Origin of the sequence: Paenibacillus rhizoplanae, from assembly GCF_042684125.1 — a bacterium.
Lineage (GTDB): Bacteria > Bacillota > Bacilli > Paenibacillales > Paenibacillaceae > Paenibacillus_AQ > Paenibacillus_AQ rhizoplanae.
Window position 1 is genome coordinate 133,238 of record NZ_JBHUKY010000078.1, and the last position, 747, is coordinate 133,984.

At 52.9% G+C, this 747-nt stretch carries 1 protein-coding gene; it reads left to right on the forward strand.

Annotation, left to right across the window (positions count from 1 at the left end):
- Positions 1–747: IS110 family transposase (locus ACFSX3_RS29170; RefSeq protein WP_379313625.1), on the forward strand; the 747-nt coding region annotated here is incomplete at both ends.

The following is a 747-nucleotide window of genomic DNA, read 5'->3' on the forward strand; positions in this document are numbered from 1 at the left end:
GCAATGTCACCTGAAAACCTTTGGGACGACAACCCGAGAATTGTTAGGACTGCAAGATTGGCTGAGTGAACACGGCTGCCTTGAGGTGGTGATGGAGAGTACCGGCGTGTTTTGGAAACCGGTATGGAACATCTTAGAGGGCAGTTGTGATCTGGTCTTGGCCAACGCCCAGCGGGTAAAGAATATGCCGGGTCGAAAAAGTGACATGCAAGACGCGCGCTGGTTAGCGCAATTGCACCGTTGCGGGCTCATTGAAGGCAGTATGGTGCCAGAACAGGACATCCGGGATTTGCGAGATTTGACCCGTTACCGGAGTAAGATGGTGCAGGCGGTGACGGCGGAGAAGAACCGCATCCACAAAATCCTGCAGGATGCCAACATCAAGCTAACCACCTTTATGTCCGATCTATATGGGGTTTCGGGACGGGGCCTGCTCCAGAAGATCATGGACGGCGAGGTCGTAGACGAAGTGGCCGTTAAAAACCTGGTCAAAACCCGTTTAAAAAAGAAAGTTCCGCAGTTGCTAGACGCGCTCAATGGCAAGTTGCGCCGTCATCATCGGGAGATGATTCGAGACCATTGGGACCACTTGGTCTATTTGGAGAAACGGATCACGGAGCTGGAAGCTCGAATCGAGGCGAAGGCAGAACCGTATCTGGAGATGATTGAACAAATTGACTCCATTCCAGGAATTGAGCGGACGTCTGCCGTGACCATCTTTGCAGAAGTGGGGCCGCATGTCGCGGA